This is a genomic window from Paenibacillus polymyxa M1 (genome assembly GCF_000237325.1).
GTDB lineage: Bacteria > Bacillota > Bacilli > Paenibacillales > Paenibacillaceae > Paenibacillus > Paenibacillus polymyxa_C.
Genome location: NC_017542.1, coordinates 1,149,861 through 1,166,290, shown reverse-complemented (window position 1 = coordinate 1,166,290; position 16,430 = coordinate 1,149,861). Strand labels below are relative to the sequence as shown.

At 41.0% G+C, this 16,430-nt stretch carries 18 protein-coding genes and 1 pseudogene; 6 read left to right on the top strand and 13 right to left on the bottom strand.

All coding sequences use genetic code 11. The features are described 5' to 3' along the window. The first annotated feature begins 25 nt into the window (after positions 1-25). Positions 26-853 (top strand): HAD-IIB family hydrolase, encoded by an 828-nt coding sequence (locus tag PPM_RS05060; RefSeq protein ID WP_013369652.1) that lies wholly within the window; start codon positions 26-28, stop codon positions 851-853. Between the two features lie 395 nt (positions 854-1,248). Here PPM_RS05060 and PPM_RS29410 read toward each other — a convergent pair. Next, positions 1,249-1,362: pseudogene (locus tag PPM_RS29410) on the bottom strand (export-like chaperone csaa); the annotation flags it as partial. 118 nt (positions 1,363-1,480) lie between these two features. Further along, positions 1,481-1,825: a winged helix-turn-helix transcriptional regulator gene (locus tag PPM_RS05055; protein ID WP_013369650.1), complete on the bottom strand. Its 345-nt coding sequence runs from the start codon at positions 1,823-1,825 to the stop codon at positions 1,481-1,483. 198 nt (positions 1,826-2,023) lie between these two features. Between PPM_RS05055 and PPM_RS05050 the strand changes: the two genes are divergently transcribed. Next, entirely contained in the window at positions 2,024-2,752 is a 729-nt protein-coding gene (locus tag PPM_RS05050; RefSeq protein WP_013369649.1) for an SDR family oxidoreductase, read from the top strand. 400 nt (positions 2,753-3,152) lie between these two features. On the opposite strand, the gene PPM_RS29405 is transcribed toward PPM_RS05050, so the two are convergent. The 4 genes from PPM_RS29405 to PPM_RS05035 form a co-directional block, all read right to left on the bottom strand. Continuing rightward, entirely contained in the window at positions 3,153-3,302 is a 150-nt protein-coding gene (locus PPM_RS29405) for a hypothetical protein (RefSeq protein ID WP_158309127.1), read from the bottom strand. Between the two features lie 281 nt (positions 3,303-3,583). After that, positions 3,584-4,204: a hypothetical protein gene (locus PPM_RS05045; protein WP_013369648.1), complete on the bottom strand. Its 621-nt coding sequence runs from the start codon at positions 4,202-4,204 to the stop codon at positions 3,584-3,586. Between the two features lie 175 nt (positions 4,205-4,379). Beyond that, positions 4,380-4,805, bottom strand: coding sequence for a DinB family protein (locus PPM_RS05040; protein WP_013369647.1), 426 nt, complete (start codon positions 4,803-4,805; stop codon positions 4,380-4,382). Positions 4,806-5,107: 302 nt separating this feature from the next. Continuing rightward, positions 5,108-5,995 (bottom strand): AraC family transcriptional regulator, encoded by an 888-nt coding sequence (locus PPM_RS05035; RefSeq protein WP_013369646.1) that lies wholly within the window; start codon positions 5,993-5,995, stop codon positions 5,108-5,110. Positions 5,996-6,104: 109 nt separating this feature from the next. Between PPM_RS05035 and PPM_RS05030 the strand changes: the two genes are divergently transcribed. After that, the gene (locus PPM_RS05030; RefSeq protein ID WP_013369645.1) at positions 6,105-7,007 is read left to right on the top strand and encodes a DMT family transporter; all 903 of its coding nucleotides are present in this window, start codon (positions 6,105-6,107) and stop codon (positions 7,005-7,007) included. 145 nt (positions 7,008-7,152) lie between these two features. Here PPM_RS05030 and PPM_RS05025 read toward each other — a convergent pair whose 3' ends face one another. Together PPM_RS05025 and PPM_RS05020 are read right to left on the bottom strand one after the other, a co-directional pair. Then, positions 7,153-8,202, bottom strand: coding sequence for an NAD(P)-dependent alcohol dehydrogenase (locus tag PPM_RS05025; protein WP_013369644.1), 1,050 nt, complete (start codon positions 8,200-8,202; stop codon positions 7,153-7,155). A gap of 82 nt (positions 8,203-8,284) precedes the next feature. Further along, entirely contained in the window at positions 8,285-9,475 is a 1,191-nt protein-coding gene (locus tag PPM_RS05020) for an MFS transporter (protein WP_014599515.1), read from the bottom strand. A 179-nt stretch (positions 9,476-9,654) separates the two neighbouring features. Between PPM_RS05020 and PPM_RS05015 the strand changes: the two genes are divergently transcribed. Beyond that, positions 9,655-10,203, top strand: a complete 549-nt coding sequence (locus PPM_RS05015; RefSeq protein ID WP_013369642.1) for a TetR/AcrR family transcriptional regulator — start codon at positions 9,655-9,657, stop codon at positions 10,201-10,203. A 112-nt stretch (positions 10,204-10,315) separates the two neighbouring features. Here the strand turns inward: PPM_RS05015 and csaA are convergent, their stop codons facing one another. Together csaA and PPM_RS05005 are read right to left on the bottom strand one after the other, a co-directional pair. Further along, positions 10,316-10,648: a chaperone CsaA gene (csaA, locus tag PPM_RS05010; RefSeq protein WP_013369641.1), complete on the bottom strand. Its 333-nt coding sequence runs from the start codon at positions 10,646-10,648 to the stop codon at positions 10,316-10,318. A 59-nt stretch (positions 10,649-10,707) separates the two neighbouring features. Beyond that, the gene (locus PPM_RS05005) at positions 10,708-11,610 is read right to left on the bottom strand and encodes a DMT family transporter (protein ID WP_014599513.1); all 903 of its coding nucleotides are present in this window, start codon (positions 11,608-11,610) and stop codon (positions 10,708-10,710) included. 158 nt (positions 11,611-11,768) lie between these two features. Between PPM_RS05005 and PPM_RS05000 the strand changes: the two genes are divergently transcribed. Further along, positions 11,769-12,668: an AraC family transcriptional regulator gene (locus PPM_RS05000; protein WP_013369638.1), complete on the top strand. Its 900-nt coding sequence runs from the start codon at positions 11,769-11,771 to the stop codon at positions 12,666-12,668. A 280-nt stretch (positions 12,669-12,948) separates the two neighbouring features. Here the strand turns inward: PPM_RS05000 and PPM_RS04995 are convergent, their stop codons facing one another. Genes PPM_RS04995 through PPM_RS04985 form a run of 3 tightly spaced genes read right to left on the bottom strand, consistent with a single transcriptional unit; the run spans position 12,949 to position 15,184 of the window. Further along, positions 12,949-13,701 (bottom strand): amino acid ABC transporter ATP-binding protein, encoded by a 753-nt coding sequence (locus PPM_RS04995; protein WP_013369637.1) that lies wholly within the window; start codon positions 13,699-13,701, stop codon positions 12,949-12,951. Between the two features lie 15 nt (positions 13,702-13,716). Then, positions 13,717-14,376: an amino acid ABC transporter permease gene (locus PPM_RS04990; RefSeq protein WP_013369636.1), complete on the bottom strand. Its 660-nt coding sequence runs from the start codon at positions 14,374-14,376 to the stop codon at positions 13,717-13,719. Positions 14,377-14,416: 40 nt separating this feature from the next. After that, on the bottom strand, positions 14,417-15,184 hold the full coding sequence (locus PPM_RS04985) for an amino acid ABC transporter substrate-binding protein (protein ID WP_013369635.1): 768 nt from the start codon (positions 15,182-15,184) through the stop codon (positions 14,417-14,419). 319 nt (positions 15,185-15,503) lie between these two features. On the opposite strand from PPM_RS04985, the gene PPM_RS04980 reads away from it, so the two are divergent. Further along, positions 15,504-16,430 carry an ABC transporter permease gene (locus tag PPM_RS04980; RefSeq protein ID WP_013369634.1) on the top strand — a complete coding sequence of 309 codons (927 nt, stop codon included), beginning with the start codon at positions 15,504-15,506 and terminating at the stop codon, positions 16,428-16,430.

The following is a 16,430-nucleotide window of genomic DNA, read 5'->3' as shown; positions in this document are numbered from 1 at the left end:
ACAAACTATAGGAGGAGCTACACTCATGAAAGTCATATATACCCCCGCTGTAACCGAATATCTGATATTGTTTGATTTTGACGAAACGTATTACCCGCATGAATGTTTGCCTGAACAACTCAAAATGGTGTACGAACTGGAACAATACCTCCAGCAGCTTGCCAGAAATCATCAGGTAAAGATAGCTTGGGTCACCGGAAGTAGTGTTCAGCAAATACAAGCAAAAATGAATATAGCCGGTATGACGCAGCTCCCCCATTTTATAGCGAGCAATCTGGGCACAGAGTTGTGGGAAGTCGAGCCTGACGGGCAACTGGTCACTGTTCCTTCATGGGCAAAGATCATAAGGGCCTCTGAATTCTCTCGAAGAGATGTAGAAGATTTAATTAGCGAATTAAAATCAACATTCAACATCGTTCTTCACGAACAGACTCAATTAGGTCAATCCGGATACAAAATGAACTACTATTATTATCCGGTATCAGCAGTCAAAACCCAATATGATATAAGTATCATCAGGCACCTGGCTGCAAATCATGGGATCGGAATTAATATCAATATTTGCAATCCCAAGGCGGGTGATCCGGAGCACGCATATGATGTCGATTTTATCCCCGCAGGAACTGGAAAGAAAGCGGCTGTGCAATTCCTGATGGATTATAGTCAGGTACCCCTATCCAAAACATTGGCTTTCGGTGACAGTGGAAATGACATCGAGATGCTTCAAATGGTTGCCCATGGCTATCTTCTCCAGAATGCAACAGCAGAGGCAAAGTCATTCCACAACAACGTTGCCCCTTATGCTTACGCCGAGGGAATTTTGCATGTATGCAGAAATTTCTTTAGGGAGTAATTCATATGGCGTTTGCCCAGCTATATTTAGCCGATCTAAGTCTCGGTAAATCGTGCGAACCGGCACTTCAAAGCGCATCGCTAGATCTTGCGCACGAACTTGATTTGTTCGTTTTTAATTTTCTACACAAAAGTCACTCCATCCTGCCCATTAGTTAAACAAAGGCAGCCAATCACTTTGATCGGCTGCCTTCTTGTTTGTATTGAACTATCGTATCCCGTTAGCTTAATGACCTCAAATATGAAAATTTCTAAAGAGTCCATATAAGAACGAACAATTCCAATTACTGTATAATTGAGAACAAGAAAGGGTGGTAATAACAAATCATACAGGGTTATTTAAGAAATTAAAACCCACCGTAAGGCTGTCGCCTTGCACAGTGGGTTTTGCCTTTATTATCTGATTTGCGTTCCGTTGGGTAGATCGAAATCCGGCTTCAACAGCACGACATCTCCCTGTTCAGGCAGTCCGCCCAGAACCAAAACTTCCGAATTGAATCCCACTATACGGTACATTCATTGAAACAAATATAAAGCACCAGCTTCAAAAAGATTCTTCTTTGGTTTGTCATATCTATCGGCAGAGAGTAAGTATACGGCTATCCACTAAGACTTCCCGATCGCAGACTTAGGATAGAAACTCTTTTCCCCATACTCTTATAGAATCGATAATACTCAACAATTTATTTCCTTGTTCAGTGAGGGAGTATTCTACTTTGGGTGGCACAGTGTCATCTACTATCCTCTTCACAATTCCATCCGCCTCGAGTTCCCTGAGTTGTAGAGTCAACATCCGTTGTGAAATCCCTGGTATTAATCGTTTAAGTTCATTAAATCTGACCGATTTTTCGGATAAAATGTCGATAATGATTCCCTTCCATTTTCCTCCTATCATATGTAAAACCATTTCAACAGGACAGCCCTTTATAACCTCTTCACTGCAATCGCCATAATTTTTTAATCCATATCCCATATTGCCACTCCATTCATTAAGTTACAAAAATGTGCGTACTTACAAGTATCAATCATTTCCACTATATTAACTATATCAGAAATGAAAGGAGATATATCACGATTACAATGAGAGAATCTAAATAGCAGTCACAAATATAAGAATTAAATACATTTTCGTAGGTACAGATTTTAGAAAATAGATTAGGGAGGCAATTTTATGAATAAATCCAAGATCGTATTAATTACAGGTGGCAACAAAGGTATTGGTTTTGAGACAGCAAGACAATTAGGAAACATGGGGTATGAGATTTTAATAGGAGCAAGAAGCGAAGAAAAAGGACATGAGGCCGTAACGTTTTTAGAAACGGAGAACATTAAAGCTAAAACGGTGGTTCTTGATGTCACAAACCCCAGCTCCGTTCTCTCCGCAGTAGAATGGATTGAACAAGAATATGGATACCTTGATATCTTGATTAATAATGCAGGCGTGTTTTTTGAAGGCAACACACCTCCAAGTGAACTGGAACTGTCCGTTCTCAAGAATACCTATGAGACAAACGTTTTCGGCGTATTTTCTGTCACTAAAACAATACTTCCATTGCTCAAAAAATCTTCTGCCGGAAGAATCGTAAATCTTTCCAGCGGATTAGGTTCCTTAACTTTGAATTCAGACCCAACGTCGGAATTTTATAATGTGAATTCGCTCGCCTACAATAGTTCCAAAACGGCTGTAAATGCTTTAACTGTTTTCTTTGCTAAAGAATTAAGAGATACTCCTATTAAAATCAACTCGGTTTGCCCTGGATTTACGGCTACCGATTTAAATGGTAATAGTGGCTATCGCACAGTCGAACAAGCAGCTTCCAGTGTAGTTAAGCTTGCCACAATCAATAATGATGGTCCAACTGGTAGCTTTTTTGATGAAAATGGAGTTGTGCCTTGGTAAAAACACAGGGAATAAGTTAGCTTTAACATCCAAAAATTCCGATATAAATATTTCTAATACATCATCTTATCCGTACCATTTTACCCGGGCAGTTTCTGAGTATTCCGTAAAGCTATTTGGAGAAAGGCATCCTTTTGTTTGATCATACCAGCGGTTGCGCATATACTGAAGACCTGTTACCCCGTCCCACTCTCCAGAGTAGCGGAATAGATTCTCTGTGTAGTCAACGGCTATAAGGACTTGTTTATGTCCACTATCGGCAATAGGGTCAAATTCTTGTACCTGACCAAGGACATGAACTTGACCCTTTAAAATGAAAAAACGCGCCTAGCGCGGGTTTCTATAGGGCTATGTTCTTTCTCCTCTGACCCGAGTGACGAGCAGTCGAAGTTGCCATACCTTAGGCGGAAGCCGTCATATCATGAATAGTTATTGGTTTCCCTGCAACGCCAATCCAATCTCCCAAAAGAGTTAATACTTGAACGTGTAGTTTGTTCACATCTTCTAAGCATGTAACAACATTAACATTGCCAAATCTAACTTCACTCATGTTTCTTCCCTCTCTTTTGTGGTATGTGTTAAATTATTCAGAAATGCATAATTTGACAAGGCTAAGTATTAATAGAGCTCTACAACTTTGCAATCAGCTTCTACAATCCAGTATTGTAATTTTATATTGATTGCTAAGTTGAATATGTATTTAAACTAACCTGCCCGTTAGCTTAATGATTCGTCCTCAGTCTAGATTTTTTTTCTTCTGACCACCGATAAAATAAAAAAAGCCGCTTAAATAGCGACTTTCAATAGGAAATGTCTATGTACATACTATTTTCAATCTTCCCTTTTTACCGGATAGCCTATTTCCTGGATGTCCTCTTCAAGATCAGCGAATTCTAATTCTTCATTTAGACCTTTAAGCATTTTCCCATCCAAAGGCTCTATATCGAATATTCGCTGTACGAGCGACCGGTCCAGTGAAATCTCGTAATACTCCGTTGCCCAAGCATAGTAATAATCCGCTTTGCCGTTTAAAACATGCAACAGTTTGTAGGCTTCGGCATCCAGTTCCTTACTTGCGGACCATGCCTGGCTGCCTTGCAACTTCCATGTGCAAAATGTGGTCACATCCATAATAAGCGCTGGTTCCCTTAGAAATCCCTCAAATTCGTTAGGCACGCCTTGCAGCACATCATGTGGCCCATGCACCTGATTGAACCGCTGGTCAAACCCTTTGATGATCAGTCCGTTTGGCTGAAACAGCGCAAAATAGTGATCCCCTTCGCCGTCCCTCATCGATGCCATCTGTTCATTCTCATCCCAATGGGCGTTGTACGAATAATATCGGTATTCCCACTCCGGCATAAGGATAGCGTCCAGGATGGCTGCAGCTTGAAATATACGTCTGCTCTCCTCGATGTCGGGAAGCATGCCAATGAAGTTTGAATCTGTCATGATCTATCTCTCCTCTACCCGGGTCTCCTTTCATAACATATCCATTATAAACCATAGATACTGGAAAAAGTGACAACAAAAAAGCCACGGTATCCCGTAGTTTCCTGCTGAGTAAGCCTCAAACCAGTTGAGCTATCGTTCCCCGTTAGAGTCTCGCGAACGTGATGTAATCGACTTAGGCAGGCTCTGCCGATTCGATCCGAAGTGCCTGGTTGATCTGTCCCCGGTGATATTGCCCATGTAAGAGGACCTGCGACAGAATGTCCCGGGCGGACGTTCGGAACGGAACCCCACTCTGATTCTCATAGTCAATCATCTCATCCAGCTCGAATTCCTTGAGCCCTTCGATATAGACGCGATATTGCTCAGCGTTTTCTTGGAACATCGTCCGAATCGCTAACAGGTCTTCCGTTTCCTCCCACAACGAATATTGCGCGCTACCCTTGCCCTGCAATCGGTCCAGCCAGACTCGTTCCGCGACTGCAACGTGCCGAACCAGCTTCAGAAGGTCCTTGTTCTTCGTCTTACTCTCCTCGAGCGCGTCCAAGATGCGTCCGTCCGCCCAGTATAGGTGGTCCATCATGCACTTGATTGTCTTCATTTCGGTCTCCCCCTCTTCTTTTCATCGATTACTTGAACCTAGTGTATCTCGTTAGTTTAGCGACTTCAAACTTTTAAATACTTATCACACGCCATACAGATTTGCCAATGAAGTTACAGACTTACCTGTAACGTTTAGGATAAGGTTGTTTGTGAGATTTATAAAAAGTCGGCACCAAGTGGAACAAGAACGAAAAGTGAATCAAAAAATCAGTGAGTATATGAGAGGTGCTGAAGAATAAGCGAGTCAACTTCCCTACACTCCGCAGCAGCGTTCATCCATGGGTATCTAAGCCCTACTTATCAATCATCCATTTTTGATCTTTTGTAGGCTAGTGGTGTCATATTCATCGCTTTTCTGAATCTTTCTATAAAATAGCTCGTACTATTAAATCCGACCTTATAGGCAACTTCTGTAACGTTGGATTCTGCTTGTTGCAGTAAGACTAAACTTTTTTGAATCCGATAATCCATGACATAATTCAACGGAGTTACCTTTAAAATTCGTTTGAAATATCGGCAGCACTCCGAACGGCTCAATTGACCCGCTTTTGCAATATCATCTAATGTGACTTTTTCAGCATAATGCAAATAGATCCAATTTAACATTTGCTTGATCCGTTGACTCTTTACCATTTCCATCTGGTCGTATTCTAATTGAAAGCCATTAATGACTAAGTTTTTCCAAATCAGTGTTAAATGCATGGTAATATCCATCTCAAAGTATGGTGATTTTTGTTGAATATATTGATTCATTTTCAAAATGGCATCTAAAATGTTTTTACCCCAAAGCTCGTCAGAATCTATGTATACATAAGGTAAATTAGTCGCTTGAATATAAGGAGCTACGTAGGGTGTGTAAAGCTCTTGTGATAAAACGAAATGAGGAGAAACATTTAGACAGATGTAGACGCAACCCGAATCATTCTTATCTTCCGCCATGTGTAGGCAGCCACTATTTATAAACAACCCATCACCTTGTCGTACGATTCGTTTATCCTCATTTATTTGAAAGATCGCTTCCCCTTTTTCAACCAGAACAAATTGAATTTCATCATGCCAATGAAGGGGTACATATCCATGTATATTTTGGTTAATTGTTGTTTCATAACATGCCACCGGTAGTACGACCGTCCGATGCTCAGTTAGTTCTTTTAGGTTTTGGTCAATCATAAAATTTTTTATTTGCAAATCACCACAACCTCAATATATTTATATTTTATCATCAAATTCAAGTATAATTTAAAATATTTTTCACCTATTATAACACTATTATTATATTTCAAGGTGGAGAATATTCATGGATAAATCAACTAGAAGAACAGGATTATTTCTTGTTATCACAGGAGCTATATTCTGGGGGATCAGTGGGACTGTTGCAAAAAAACTTTTTCTACAAATCGATGTAAATTGGCTTGTAACAACACGCTTGCTCATAGCTGGTGTTTTACTCTTGGCCCTTCAATTTACAATAAAAGACCGTACACAAATATGGGGTGTATGGAAAAATAGAAAGACCGCTTTCCAACTCATTGTCTACGGTTTGGTTGGTATGCTAGCGGTTCAATATACGTATATGGCATCCATTCAAAGTGGTAATGCCGCTGTTGCGACATTATTACAGTATTTAGCACCTGTAATGATTATCATCTATTTAGTTCTGCGAAAGCACCTGGTCTTCACACGAAAGGATCTGTCAGCTATTTTCCTGGCTTTAGTGGGTTGTTTTTTCTTGTTAACAAACGGCTCTATTTCTCAACTATCCGTTCCGAAGATCGCAATCGTGTGGGGCCTTTTATCAGCAATTGCCCTGGCTTTTTATACCTTATACGCAATTCCTCTTTTGAAGCAATACGATTCCCTGGTTATTGTGGGTTGGGCGATGGTCATTGGCGGTTTTGGATTAAGCTTAATCCATCCACCCTGGCAGATCGATTTTAAAAGCTTGACCCTAGAAACCTATTTATATCTAGCATTCGTTATTATATTCGGCACAATGATAGCATTTTGGTTCTATATAGAAAGTTTACAAAGCCTTTCACCAAAAGAAACAAGCTTTCTAAGTAGTTTGGAGCCACTTGCTGCTGTTTTAACAACTGTATTTTGGTTAAAAGAGCCCTTTGGTTTTTTCCAATGGATTGGTGTATTATGTATCATTGGACTGATACTATTATTGGCATTTAATAAAAAGTCTTCTTCATAAACCCTGCCTTCATGTCTACGTTATGCACCGGTCCCTCAGGCTGAATCAAAGCTACTAACCTCAATCTTGAATATGGTTTCTCCCATTAAGTAAAAGAGGCACATCAGTGTAGATGTGCCTCTCTCATTTTGCCTAGAATCATTCGTTATTCATTCTCCATCGTGCTGATGTCGATCACAAATCGATACCGTATGTCTGAAGCTAGTACTCGCTCCCAGGCTTCATCAATCTGGTTAGCCGAAATAACCTCGATCTCTGGAGTGATAGAGTGTTCAGCGCAAAAGTTAAGCATTTCCTGCGTTCCGCGGATACCACCAATCATCGATCCAGCAAACGACCGACGATGACCGATAAGAGATAAGACTTGAACAGGCAATGGCTCCGCTGGCGCACCAACATTGACCAATGTACCGTCCAGTGCCAGCAATGAAAGGTAGGCGTTAATGTCGATTTTCGCGCTGACCGTATTCACAATCAGGTCGAACGAACCGGCCAGTTTCTTAAACGTTTCCGGATCGTTCGTGGCATAATAATGATCCGCACCAAGCCGCAAACCGTCTTCTTTCTTATTCAATGTTTGTGATAAAACCGTAACCTCTGCCCCCATGGCATGAGCAAGCTTTACAGCCATGTGTCCAAGCCCGCCAAGTCCAACAACAGCTATCTTTTTGCCAGGAGCGGCTCCCCAATGGCGCAGCGGCGAATACGTTGTGATGCCGGCACACAGCAAAGGAGCAGCGACATCAAGCTCTATACCATCAGGAATGCTAACTACGAAGTCTTCAGTTACGACGATGTGAGAGGAGTAACCACCTTGCGTATATTGCCCGTATCTGTCGTAGGCTCCATAGGTGCCCGTATTACCATTTAGACAATACTGCTCTTCTCCCTGATGACAGTTAACGCACTCTCCGCAGGAGTCAACCATACAGCCTACCCCCACTCGGTCGCCAATGGCAAACTTTCTGACCTCCGAACCAACCTGGGTGACAATTCCGGCAATCTCGTGCCCTGGAACGAGCGGATAGTTCACCGGTCCCCACTCGCCGCGAGCTGTATGAATATCAGAGTGGCAAATACCAGCGTACTTAATCTCAATGAGAACATCATGCGGTTGGAGATCCCTGCGTTCTATCGTGGTCAGTTTGAATGGACCTTCTGGACTGAATGTAGCGCGTGCATTAGTAGTTATCATTATCGTATAACCTCCTGCAATTCATGAATTATTGGTTATTTTAATCGTGTTACTTAGCCTATTTAAACATGGAGACAATTCCTTATCTTGAAAGTGATCGAGTGAGAGTAAACATGTAGTTTCTTAGTAAAATGGCTACAAAACCTAAAACCAATGATAGTAGTCCCACAAATATGACGTATTGTGTACCCATTTCTGCTATAAAGAATCCACCGACTGTGGCACCAAATGTTACTCCCAAGTTAGCAGATGTTAAAAATAATCCATTAGCGAAATCAGGCGCTTCAGGAGTTGAAGACGTCATCAAATATTGATTCATATTCCCCCCGAAACCGGCTAACATTCCCCAAATTAAAGTTATGATCGCCATGGGTACGCTAAGCTGTCCTGTGAAGAACATAATGATGTAAACAGCTCCCAGTACAAAAGGGAAAGATACGACAGATTTGATCGCACTATTAATAAGTAGCTTTCCTGCGACTACATTTCCAATAACGTTGGCTCCACCGTATATAAACAACATTAAGCTAATTGTATTCGAAAACATATTCGTAACAGTTTTCAAATATTCAGCAAAATAACTGTAAACACCGAATATTGCTGAGTTCATTAAAATAACAGTCACAATGGAAAGCCAAGTAGCTGGTTTTTTTAATACAGATAATTGTGCTCCGTAAGAAAGTCTTTCCTCAACAGGCATCGATGGTACAAATAGTAATGTAGCGATAAATACCATAATGTTTACGGCAGCAAAGAATACCATCGACATCTGTAGAGAAACAGCACCTGCAATCAAACTTGCGATTGGTACACCGATTACCATACCGGCAGATACTCCAATAAAAACTTTCGAAACAGCTTTTGGAGCTTCTTCCTGACTAACCGAGGCCGCAGCTACAGTAAATGCCAATGAACAATATACAGGATGAAAAAGTGCAGGTACTACACGAGCAACAAGTGCAATCGTAAAATTAGTCGTAAAAATTGAGACGACATTCCCTAAAACGAAAACACCAAGCACAAGTAACATGACCTTTTTCCGATTTATACCCGAAAACAATAAAGGTAAGATGGGCCCAGACACTGCAACCGCAAGTGCAAAAGAACTTACCAACCATCCTGCTGTTGATGCACTCACATGATAGTGTTCGGCAATGGAGGGCAATAAGCCGATCACCCCCATTTCGGTATTTAAAATGCCGAAGACTCCTATGGTTAATATAAATACAAGTAAATTTTTCTGATTAACCAAAATCAAGGTTCCTCTCTTCACTTTTGAAATTACCTATACAACACGAAGTTGATAAGCAAAGCACATTGTTTAATCAACTCATGTCTATTATTATATGATTAAGAAGCGTAAAAACAATGATTAAAAATCCGCGATGTGTTGATATATCAACACATGAATCAAAAGTGTTAATTATCGCAGAAGGCTAGGTGACATTTTCGATGACCAAAGTGGATCGGAGAATTCTTAAAACTCAAGAATCCTTGAAAAAAGCTGTTATTGAACTGATGACTGAAAAAAACTTTGATGAGATTACCATTCAGGATATTGCGGACCGGGCAAATGTAAACCGCGGAACCATTTATCTTCATTATCAGGACAAATATGATTTATTGGATAAACTCATAGAGACACACCTTAACGAATTAGGGGAGATGGATAAGTGGGCATGTGAGTTGGATTGGACCGATGCTCTTGTACCTTACTTTGAATATTTCAAGGAAAATTATTTATTTTTTTCGACCATGTTAGCAAGTAAAGGGACACCATCATCTTTTAGAACTCGGCTTTTTGCCTCTTTTATTGAAGGATTTAAAGGTGAGATCGACAGAGAAAGCAGCAGGAATACTGAATTAAGTGAAGATGTTATGTTGCAATATGCTGGAAACGCCTATGTAGGAATAATTGAGTGGTGGATTCGGAATGGGATGCCATATCCGCCGCAAGTTATGGCCAAACAAGTCGGGGTTTTGTTAGAGAGAAGTCTATAGTTTATAACAAGAGCGTACTGCATAATTTGCCAGTACGCTCTTGAACTTTAATCATATTTTTCCATTCGGCTGCAATTCAACCCAGCTTAATGGATTAAACAGGAACGATTTATCACCCAATAGGTGTTCCATCAGGCAGTTTAATATCTGGTTTCAATAGAACCACGTCCCCCTTCTCGGGGATTCCTCCAAGGACTAATACTTCTGAATTAAAGCCTGCTATCCGTCGAGGAGGAAAGTTGACTACAGCTATGATTTGTTCCCCTATAATCTCTTCAGCCACATATCTTTTTGTAATTTGTGCACTCGATGTTTTTATTCCAATATCTTGTCCAAAATCGATTTCAAGTTTAATAGCAGGAACTTTCGCTTCTGCAAAAAACTCAGCTTTAATTATAGTTCCAACCCGAATATCGAGTTTCAAAAAATCATCAATCGTTGCCATGTAAACATTCTCCTCATCGATTGTATTCTTAAAAATTTCGCGATAATCAGTAAACAATTTTAATATTTTGCAACTGTATACTTTAAGGATTTTGCCCAAAAATACATCCCCATACCGAATAAAGTCATGATTCCACCTATGAATTGAAATGCAGACATGATTTCTCCTAAAAATAAGTAGGCGAGAAGTATGGCGAGAACCGGTTCTCCAATAATACCCACTGACACAGTAGTTGCCCCCATTGACTTCAACAGCAGATTAAAAATATATTGACCAAAAATAGTTGGAATTACTGCAAGTAATAAAAAATACGTCCAATCCGACGAGTCATATTCGGTCAAGGAATAATGATTCACCAAATTGTAGACTAGCAGGACACTGCCGCCAAGAAAAAAAACAATCACACTATAAAAATTTGCATTTATTTTGTGACTTACCTTCTGTCCTGCCAGCATATAAGCTGAAATCAAGATTGTTCCTAATAAAGACAACCCATCTCCGATTAGTGCCTCTTTCGAAGTCCCAATGTCTCCCCAAGCTATAATGATTGAACCGATAAGAGCAGCGATCAAACAAAAAATAGTGAATAGGCTTACTCGTTCTCTAAACATAAAGTAGGAACCAATCATTACAAATAAAGGTTGTAAGGATAAGATGACCATGGAGCTCGCAACTGAGGTATACACCAAAGATTCCATCCAGAATAAGAAATGTAACCCGAGAAAAAGACCGGCCATGAAAACGGTACCCCAATCTTTTTTGGTCATTTTTATGGAACGGAGCATTTTCCAGGGTACAAAAGGAAGCATTAGTATGACTGACATATACAATCTATACATTCCAGCCACGGAGGTTGGAGTGTCTGAGGATTTTATCATGATGGAAGAGATGGAAACCGACAAAATACTGATGAACAGCAAAAAGTATGGATGCAAGGGTAGAGACGTTTTATTTATTTTCATAATGATCCTCTCAGTTGTTTTTGAGCAATTCTCTGTGCACAGAAAATTTGAATAATAAACTGAACTGAGTATAATAATATCACCGCTTTTATTTATTTTGTGTAATTATATCTTTTATTTATATAGGAATATCGTCATAAGAAAGGACCTTCATTTCAATGGAAAAACAATTGCACGAGACCATTCTCTATCCCGATGTTTCATTTCCATACATCATGTACACCCATACAATTCATGAAAGTTTTCCTAAAGGTAGAGGATTTAACGATTTACATTGGCATGAAGAACTACAGATCACTTTGGTTACTAAAGGAAAACTAGTTATACAAGTGAACGGAATTGATCATGAATTAGACACAGGCCAGGCCATTTTAATTAATAAAGGTGTTCTTCACGTTACTACACAACTTTCACACAACGGTCAATATGTCAGCTTTAATTTCCCAGAGAAGCTGCTGGCCTTTTATGCAGATAGCGCGATGGAAAAAAATTATGTACTGCCTTATACAAACTCTTCTTTAGTGTCACTAGTAATTAAGGGAGATGTTGAATGGCAAATTCAAATACTGCAAATGCTTTGGGAAATGAAACAGAAGTTTGATATGAAAAAAAAGTGGGGTTGGGAATATGAGGTATCCATCAAAACGGCACAATTATGGTTAATCTTAATATCTAATATTTCTCTTTCTTCTGAGGAAGCACCTAAATACGTGAAAATACAACAGGAAAGACTTCAATTGATGCTTAGCTTTATCCATCAAAACTACACAAACAACATAACACTACAAGAAATTGCCGCTATAGCACATTTAAGTGTTTCAGAATGCACTCGTAGTTTTAAGCGAACCATTCATATGACACCTTATGATTATTTGATCAAATATCGCATCAAGAAAAGCAGCGAGTTATTAACCTCCACACAATATACCATAACTGAAATAGCCCACAAAGTGGGCTTCAATCATGTAAATCACTTCATTCAGTCTTTTAAAAAACACTATAAAAAAACACCCAAAGAATTCCAGAAATTCAGAAATGATTTTATGATTAAGGAATGAAGTAGCCAGTATTTTGAACTGCAAAAAAGGAGATAGCGCTCGCCATCTCCCTTGCTCTTCCTACTTACACTTCCTGCTTAAAAACATAGTACTTACACAGGTGGTCGGTGAGCGGAGCGGGCAGAATTGTTCTGAAGAAGCGGAGCGTTCGCCTTTGCAACGGGATTTTAACCTTACCAGGTGTCATATAAATGAAAAAATCCCGTTGCAACAGCGATCGGAAGAATAATCTGCACGCGTAGCGCCTCCCCGACATACTCCCAAACAAACAACTATGTTTTTAATCCCCCACCCGATTCAAAAACACCTTCGTCCGCTCCAACTGCGGATTGCCAAAAATCTGCTCCGGTGTACCGGATTCCGCAATTTCTCCATTGTCCATAAAAATGACGCGATCTGCCACGTCTCTCGCGAAATTCATTTCGTGGGTCACGATGACCATCGTCATATGCTCCTCAGCCAGCTTTTTGATCACTCGCAGTACCTCGCCTGTCAGCTCAGGATCAAGCGCCGAGGTCGGCTCGTCAAACAGTAAAATATCAGGGTTCATCATCATTGCCCGGGCAATCGCCACCCGCTGCTTCTGTCCCCCCGACAATCGGGACGGATACGCATCCGCTTTATCCGCCAAGCCGACTTTAGCCAGCAACTCGGCGCTCTGGCGTCGCAACTCAGCCTTGCTCACCTTTTTCACCAGCTTTGGAGCCAGTTCCAGATTATCCTGCACCGTCAAATGAGGGAAGAGATTAAAATGTTGAAACACCATCCCCATTCCGGTAGTAATGCTCTTAATGTCGCCTGCCGGAGCATAGTGACCGTTTTCCACCAGGGCTTTATCATGGATGCGAATCGTCCCGCCCGTCACATCCTCCAGATGCACCAAGCTGCGAAGCATGGTACTTTTCCCTGAACCTGAAGGACCGATGACAGCTACAACCTCGCCCGACTTCACGTTAAAGCTCACTCTTTTCAGAACGTCGAGCTGGCCGAATGATTTTTTCAAATCGGTTACTTCTATTGCGTTAGTGTTCATATCCCGACATTCCTTTTACTCGAATTTAAAACGTTTTTCCAGCGCTCTGAAGAATATCGTAAGCACCAAAGCCATCAATAAATAAATAACTGCCGCTACAACATAAGGCACAATCGAGAAATCACGGTTTACAGCCGTATTGGCAAAATGCAAAAGTTCCGGTACTGCTACCGCATACAGCAAAGCCGTATCTTTCACCAGGGTCGTCGCCTCATTGGTTACCGCAGGCAAAGCAATCCGTACCATTTGCGGCACGATGACTCTAATCAACGTCTGCGACTTGCTTAAGCCCAGCACTTGCGAAGCCTCGTATTGCCCTTTATCAATCGACAACATCCCGCCTCTAAAAATCTCTGCAAAATAAGCCGCATAATTCAGTACAAATGCCAGTACCGCAGCCGTTGTCCGGTCCAGTACCAGATATTCCCCAATGACAGGCAACATCGGCAGACCAAAACAAAAGAACAATAATTGCAGCAAAAGCGGCGTGCCTCTTATAACATAAATGTACGTGTGCATCAGCCAGGCAATAGGCTTAAACCGACTTTTGGCCAGCAGCGTAACGATAAACCCGAGCGGAATAGACAAGATGAGCGTAATGAAAAATAAAATAATCGTCATCTGTGCCCCTTCAAGCATAGGCTTCATAATTCGTAAAATATATTCCATACTCATAACCTTCGACTCCTAAACCCTTAGTTCATTACATTACGTATTAATTTAATACTTTATCTTCACCGAACCATTTTTTTGAAATCTCAGCCGCTTTTCCGTTCTTGTGCAGCTCATCCAAAGCAGATTGCAGTTGCGTCAACAGCTCTTCATTCCCCTTTTTCACGCCGATGCCATATTCCTCAGGAGCCAGTGATTCATCAAGCAGCTTATACGTCCCTTGTTCCTTGGACATATAATACTTGGCAACAACTTCATCAATGACAACTGCATCCAGGCGACCAGTTTTCAGATCTGTCAAAGCAAGAACGTTATCCGGGTACTCCGACACTGACTTCAATTTACTTTTGATCGGATTCGCATCTAGTGCGTCGGCTGCTGAGGACAACGTTTGGAGGCCCACCGTTTTGCCCGCCAGATCAGCCAGCTTGGAAAGACTGGAGGTAGCTGGAACGACAATGACCTGACTATTTTTCAGATATGGTTTTGTGAACAGCACCTTTTCCTTACGCTCATCTGTAATGGTGTATCCATTCCAAATGAGATCAATACGTCCACTGTTCAGCTCGGATTCTTTGGCAGACCAGTCGATCGGCTGGAATTCCACTTGCTTGCCCATTTGTTCCCCGGCCGCCTTCGCATAATCAATATCAAAACCGGTCAGCTCATTATTTTCATCTCTAAAGCCCATCGGCGCGAATTTATCATCAATTCCAATAATCAACTTGCTGTTATCTTTACCGCCGGAACATCCGGCCAACACGATCATAATCAAACCAATCATCATCGTAAACATGGCTGCTTTTCTCATCTTATTCCCCTCCAACAATGGTGACCCCCATATTCAAGAACAGGTGGCAAACGCTTTAGTTCGTTAACACGTTATCAGAGTATCATCATAACATACCGCAGGATACTCGTCGAGAGGAATCAGCGGATTCTTAGCCTTATAAAAATGGAAAACTTGTGACGAAAATTTGACCTGTGTTCTATAATGTAAAACCTTACCTTGACATGTTACCTTATCCGTTTTATCATTTCCTAGTATTCTTATATACTTTTATTTATTTTCAAAGATTCAGCAATAATAGAATGTAAATCAGCTTGATAGACAGGAGAAATAAAGTCCCATGTACATTTTAAAACGTCTTTTCACGATGCTCATTACGTTATGGATTATCGTCACTTTAACGTTTATTATCATGCACATCATTCCGGGTGATCCGTTCTCGAACGATTCCAAGACTATTCCGGAGGCTGTATTGCAAAACATGCGTGCTAGGTACAATCTGGACAAGCCGCTCGCTGTGCAGTATGTATTGTATCTCAAAAATCTGCTTGTGCTGGATATGGGACCGTCTATTCAATCGAAAACAACCGACGTAAATATGCTTATCGCCAGAGGCTTTCCACCTTCTGCACTGCTGGGTATTCAATCCATCGTGGTTGCGATTATAGCCGGTATTTCACTCGGAACATTGGCTGCTTTACACCATAATCGACCACTGGATTATATTTCAATGTTTATCGCCATTGTGGGTATTTCCGTCCCCAGCTTCATATTAGCGCCATTGTTAATCAAGTATGTTGCCGTCAAATGGCATCTGCTTCCGGTCGCCTCATGGGGAACCTGGCAGCACACGGTGCTTCCATCGCTAGCTCTCGCTGTTTCACCTCTTGCTGTTATCGCCCGTTTTATGCGGACAAGTATGCTGGAAGTCATGCATGAGGAATACATACGCACCGCCAAAGCGAAAGGATTGTCCTCTTGGGCAATAGTCATTCGTCACGGACTACGTAATGCATTAATTCCGGTGCTGTCCTTTATCGGACCGCTATTCGCTTCTGTGATTACAGGTACCTTTGTCGTCGAAAAAATATTCGCCATTCCAGGCATCGGTAAATATTTCGTAGACAGTATCTTTAACCGGGATTATCCAGTCATTATGGGTACGACCATTTTCTACAGTGCCATTCTGGTCGTTACCTTATTTTTAATTGATATATCCTATCGCCTTGTCGATCCGCGAATCAAATTAGTCAGCAAAGGAGATTAA

Coding starts and splice junctions, on each gene's coding strand:
- PPM_RS05015 (WP_013369642.1), top strand. CDS start 9,655: ATGACCAAAGTGGATCGGAGAATTCTTAAAACTCAAGAATCCTTGAAA.
- PPM_RS05055 (WP_013369650.1), bottom strand. CDS start 1,825: ATGGGATATGGATTAAAAAATTATGGCGATTGCAGTGAAGAGGTTATA.
- csaA (WP_013369641.1), bottom strand. CDS start 10,648: ATGGCAACGATTGATGATTTTTTGAAACTCGATATTCGGGTTGGAACT.
- PPM_RS04990 (WP_013369636.1), bottom strand. CDS start 14,376: ATGAGTATGGAATATATTTTACGAATTATGAAGCCTATGCTTGAAGGG.
- PPM_RS04985 (WP_013369635.1), bottom strand. CDS start 15,184: ATGAGAAAAGCAGCCATGTTTACGATGATGATTGGTTTGATTATGATC.
- PPM_RS05030 (WP_013369645.1), top strand. CDS start 6,105: ATGGATAAATCAACTAGAAGAACAGGATTATTTCTTGTTATCACAGGA.
- PPM_RS05050 (WP_013369649.1), top strand. CDS start 2,024: ATGAATAAATCCAAGATCGTATTAATTACAGGTGGCAACAAAGGTATT.
- PPM_RS05005 (WP_014599513.1), bottom strand. CDS start 11,610: ATGAAAATAAATAAAACGTCTCTACCCTTGCATCCATACTTTTTGCTG.
- PPM_RS05040 (WP_013369647.1), bottom strand. CDS start 4,805: ATGAAGACAATCAAGTGCATGATGGACCACCTATACTGGGCGGACGGA.
- PPM_RS04980 (WP_013369634.1), top strand. CDS start 15,504: ATGTACATTTTAAAACGTCTTTTCACGATGCTCATTACGTTATGGATT.
- PPM_RS05045 (WP_013369648.1), bottom strand. CDS start 4,204: ATGACAGATTCAAACTTCATTGGCATGCTTCCCGACATCGAGGAGAGC.
- PPM_RS05025 (WP_013369644.1), bottom strand. CDS start 8,202: ATGATAACTACTAATGCACGCGCTACATTCAGTCCAGAAGGTCCATTC.
- PPM_RS29405 (WP_158309127.1), bottom strand. CDS start 3,302: ATGAGTGAAGTTAGATTTGGCAATGTTAATGTTGTTACATGCTTAGAA.
- PPM_RS04995 (WP_013369637.1), bottom strand. CDS start 13,701: ATGAACACTAACGCAATAGAAGTAACCGATTTGAAAAAATCATTCGGC.
- PPM_RS05000 (WP_013369638.1), top strand. CDS start 11,769: ATGGAAAAACAATTGCACGAGACCATTCTCTATCCCGATGTTTCATTT.
- PPM_RS05060 (WP_013369652.1), top strand. CDS start 26: ATGAAAGTCATATATACCCCCGCTGTAACCGAATATCTGATATTGTTT.